This is a genomic window from Mediterraneibacter catenae, assembly GCF_008691045.1.
GTDB classification, from domain to species: Bacteria; Bacillota; Clostridia; order Lachnospirales; family Lachnospiraceae; genus Mediterraneibacter; species Mediterraneibacter ornithocaccae.
Map to the genome: position 1 here is coordinate 1 of NZ_VMSO01000048.1, position 3,968 is coordinate 3,968.

4 protein-coding genes are annotated in these 3,968 nt (G+C 42.7%); all 4 read left to right on the forward strand.

The window, feature by feature from the left end:
• The first annotated feature begins 514 nt into the window (after positions 1–514).
• The 4 genes from FNY66_RS15265 to FNY66_RS15280 all read left to right on the forward strand — a co-directional run bounded on the left by FNY66_RS15265 (position 515) and on the right by FNY66_RS15280 (position 3,634).
• Positions 515–889, forward strand: coding sequence for a BlaI/MecI/CopY family transcriptional regulator (locus tag FNY66_RS15265; RefSeq protein ID WP_087152610.1), 375 nt, complete (start codon positions 515–517; stop codon positions 887–889).
• On the forward strand, positions 890–2,335 hold the full coding sequence (locus FNY66_RS15270) for a M56 family metallopeptidase (RefSeq protein WP_150311674.1): 1,446 nt from the start codon (positions 890–892) through the stop codon (positions 2,333–2,335).
• 155 nt (positions 2,336–2,490) lie between these two features.
• The gene (locus FNY66_RS15275) at positions 2,491–2,940 is read left to right on the forward strand and encodes a protein kinase family protein (RefSeq protein WP_143449305.1); all 450 of its coding nucleotides are present in this window, start codon (positions 2,491–2,493) and stop codon (positions 2,938–2,940) included.
• 97 nt (positions 2,941–3,037) lie between these two features.
• Positions 3,038–3,634 carry a sugar O-acetyltransferase gene (locus tag FNY66_RS15280; RefSeq protein WP_087152607.1) on the forward strand — a complete coding sequence of 199 codons (597 nt, stop codon included), beginning with the start codon at positions 3,038–3,040 and terminating at the stop codon, positions 3,632–3,634.
• The last annotated feature ends 334 nt before the right edge of the window (positions 3,635–3,968 follow it).

Consider the following 3,968-nt stretch of genomic DNA (forward strand, 5'->3'; position numbering starts at 1 on the left):
AGGTGTTTTTATGGTATGACGGACATGCCGTCAGTCTGTGGTGAAAGTCCACAAGGGGCGTAGTTGCCGACGAACCCCATAGCGCCCCCAAGGTTCGCATGCATATAGAGAAAAGTTATTAATTGAAAAAGAAAAGTCCGTTTTAACGGACATGTAATGTTGTAGACTATAACCAGCTTAAGAAATCGATCTTAGAAGGTTATGGAGGTTGACAGTATGAAAGGTTATACTACAGCAGAAGGCTATATGGGATTTGTAAACGGACGGTACATGCTCTTCGCAAGTGAATCGGAATACAGAGAATATGTTGAAGAAGTATAAACTACATGTCATAGAGACATCAGGTCAGCCGTAAAAACGACGGCAGAAGTGATGTCTCTCTTTTTTGTGTTGATGGGAACATTTCAATGGAGTTATATCATAAAAATTTTTCTGTTGAAGTATCAAACTCTTGATTTTTCTACATTTGTAGAATATAATATTTCTACAAATGTAGAAATAAGGAGGCCGTATTATGAAAGAAATAAAGCGTCTGCCGGAAAGTGAACTTGAGATCATGCAGATCATATGGAGAGAAACGGCTCCTGTCTCAAGGGCTGTTATTGAACATACGTTGAATGAAAAGCACCCTCTGGCTCCGACAACAATCCTGACTCTGCTGACACGCCTCTGTGACAAAGGATTTCTGTCCCAGAAAAAGGCAGGCAGGACAAACGTATATGAACCGCTGATAACAGAGAAAGATTATCTTGCATCCGAGAGCAGGTTATTTCTGGACAGACTGTTTAACGGATCAGTAGCTAATTTCGCTGTGGCATTGTGCGACAGCGGGATAAAAAAGGAAGAAGTAGAAGAGTTGAGAAGACTTCTGGAGAAAGGGGAACTGTAAATGTCAGATAACATGCTTGCTTATATTTTTCGTATATTCTGGATTGTTTTGCTCGCCTTCATATTAGTAGACTCATTTTGCAAATCATGGAATACAGAAAACGGGAAAAAGGAGAGAATACTGTCGGGCGGATATGGTACGTTTGTGGGCTACGATCCTGTTGTATTACCTATTATAGTTGGAATATATCTGGTACTGTGTATCGGGATATCTGCTGCCAAAAAAGAGGATATATTATTAAATACTACAAGTCTGATAGACATGATTCTGTTTATTACTATATATTTTACAATTTTATTGATACTCCTTCCTGTGTTCCGCAGATATTATACCGCGAAGACCTGCGCTGCATTCTGGGTAGTACCGGTTGTTCTGTATTTTCAGCCGAACATGCTCGAGACTTTTGCTGTGCCTCCGGCAGTTGTTTTTTATATTCCGGAGAATTTTCTTACGATATTGGGCGGTATCTGGATAACTGGATTTGCAGTTATCTTTGCAATACAGGTAATATCACATCTGTATTTTACGAAAAAACTGAGGGAGAATTCCCGACCGGTGGCAGATGCCTCACTATCAGAGCAATGGGATAAGATGAAGAAAGATATGGACATTCCACTGGTTGTTGACATTCGGTACTGTTCTGAGGTCAATACACCTCTCACTATTGGGATGCGAATGAAAAATACAACTACTTATCTGCCGGAACGCGGTTTTACCGATGAGGAAGCTGAGCTGATTTTCGCGCATGAACTTCATCATATCCGGCGCAGGGATACACATATGAAGTTTTTCCTGCGTTTCTGCTGTGCATTCGGGTGGATACACCCGCTGGTATGGGTGGCTGTGAGAAAAGCAGAAGATGATCTTGAACTTTCCTGTGACGAAATCGTGCTGAAAGATGCGGACAAAGATAAACGAAGAAGATACGCAGAACTTCTGCTTTCAATTGCAGGAGACTCACGCGGATATTCTACCTGTCTGTCTGCCTCTGCGAAGTCGCTCCGTTATCGGTTGAGAGCAGCCTTGCCGGTAAAGAATAAACGGAAAGGTGTTTTGCTGCTGTTCCTGATCATGATAGTGTGCGGCCTGTGCACAGGGCGGCTTGCACTGTCAACAAATCGGGGAACACTTTCTGAATTGGCCGGTCCGGATACGGCAGAGATTTCAAATGCCGATTTTCAGTCCGGCAGATATGCTGATCCCCATGGAATAAAAGATGTCGAGTTACTTTCACAGTATTTATCCGACTTGCAGGTTGAGCGGATATATACCGGATACGAGAATGACAGCAGTGGGGGAGGTCTGACCGGCGAGTTTGCCACTGCAAAGAGATCATTCGTCCTGTCGGGCAATTATCTGCATATTACAGATATAGTGTCGGGAGAAACAGAGAAGTACTATATTCGCATAGCGCCGGATTGGGAGTTTGTAAAATCGCTGCAATGAAAGATTTTGATTAATTCATTTACAGACAGAAAAAGTAATTGAGAGAAATCACAAAGTGCTATAAGATAAGAATATCAGACAAGATAATTTCCGGTCAGGAAATCGCCTCTTACCTTACAGAAGAGGGAAAAGATTGGATAAATGGTGTGGGTAAGGTGATAGTTAATTCAGAACTTTTTACTTCAGAAGAAATATCTCTGGTGACCTTTGAGAAATTCAAGATTTTCTGTTCTTATTATGGGATGAATCCATACACAGAAGCAGAAAGAATCGACAGAGAGCGTTATCGGAAAATACAGATTGCGGATTTTATTCTGAATAACGACAGACATGAGCAGAACTGGGGCTTTCTGATGGAAAATGAAACTGGGAAATTGACCGGATACTGTCCGCTGTTCGATCATGATCACGCATTTGTTAATTATGATTATGTAATGTCGCAGATAACAGAAGCAGCGATGACGCTGGAAGATGCGGCGGTCAGGGCGCAGAAAGAACTCGGGCTTGATCTGAGAATGTTAAACGAGATGGAACAGCCGCGGTTTTTGAACGATGTGCAGTGGGACGCGGTACTGGAAAGAGCAGACAGGCTTCTGCAGATATAGGAAAATGCTGAAATATATAATAGCCTTGCCAATGTAAATAAAAGGCTGGAGTATGCCTGAAATATAAGGAGGAGAATCATGAGCAGTATGAAAAAAAATGCACACAGGAGAACTTTATCTCCCGGGAGATGAAGAGATTGTAGAAGATCAGACAAAACGGCTGGATTGTCTGTATGACTATAATATGACCCGCCCTACTGAAGGAGAGAAAAGGGAAGCTATGCTGAAAGAGATGTTCGCAGAAATCGGTGAGGGATGCTACATCGAACCGCCTTTTCATGCAAATCTTGGAGGTGGGAACGTCCATTTCGGAAAATATGTTTATGCCAATTTTAATCTGACAATGGTAGACGACACTCATATTTATGTGGGCGACTATACGATGTTCGGCCCGAATGTTACAGTCGCCACAGCCGGTCATCCTATCTTGCCCGAACTGAGAGAGAAGCTGTATCAGTATAATATGCCGATACATATCGGGAAGCGGTGTTGGATAGGAGCAGGTGCGATCATTCTTCCGGGCGTTACTATCGGAGATGATACGGTTATTGGTGCAGGAAGCGTAGTGACAAAAGATATACCCGCAAATGTAGTAGCAGTGGGTAACCCCTGCCGCGTTCTGCGTGAGATTGGTGAGCATGACAGGGAGTATTATTTTAAAGACAGAAAGATCGACTATGATTCTATAGAGTAACTCGAAATGGGAGTTTTGTTCGTATTACAATTATAGAGCGTCCCTGCCCAGAATAGATATTATCTCCTGTGCAGATACTGTCAGAATTGCATGAATTGTCTGAAATAAATAAAAAACAAGAAAAACATTGACAATTACTGTCAGGAGTGATAAGATAGCACCTGTCGCTGATGACGGGGACGCAACAGCACAGCAGACCAGCTCAGCCGGAGACGCGGAGGGGGAACGTCCGGGGAACAGGAAAGCAAAAAAGTTGTTGACAAAACCTTTCAGATGTGATAACCTATACAGGCTGTCGCTTGAAGCAGACCGAAAGGAAAGCGGATGAGACAGA

Excerpts from the sequence above, each read along its gene's own strand:
- FNY66_RS15265 (WP_087152610.1), top strand. The coding sequence starts at position 515 with ATGAAAGAAATAAAGCGTCTGCCGGAAAGTGAACTTGAGATCATGCAG.
- FNY66_RS15270 (WP_150311674.1), top strand. The coding sequence starts at position 890 with ATGTCAGATAACATGCTTGCTTATATTTTTCGTATATTCTGGATTGTT.
- FNY66_RS15280 (WP_087152607.1), top strand. The coding sequence starts at position 3,038 with ATGCACACAGGAGAACTTTATCTCCCGGGAGATGAAGAGATTGTAGAA.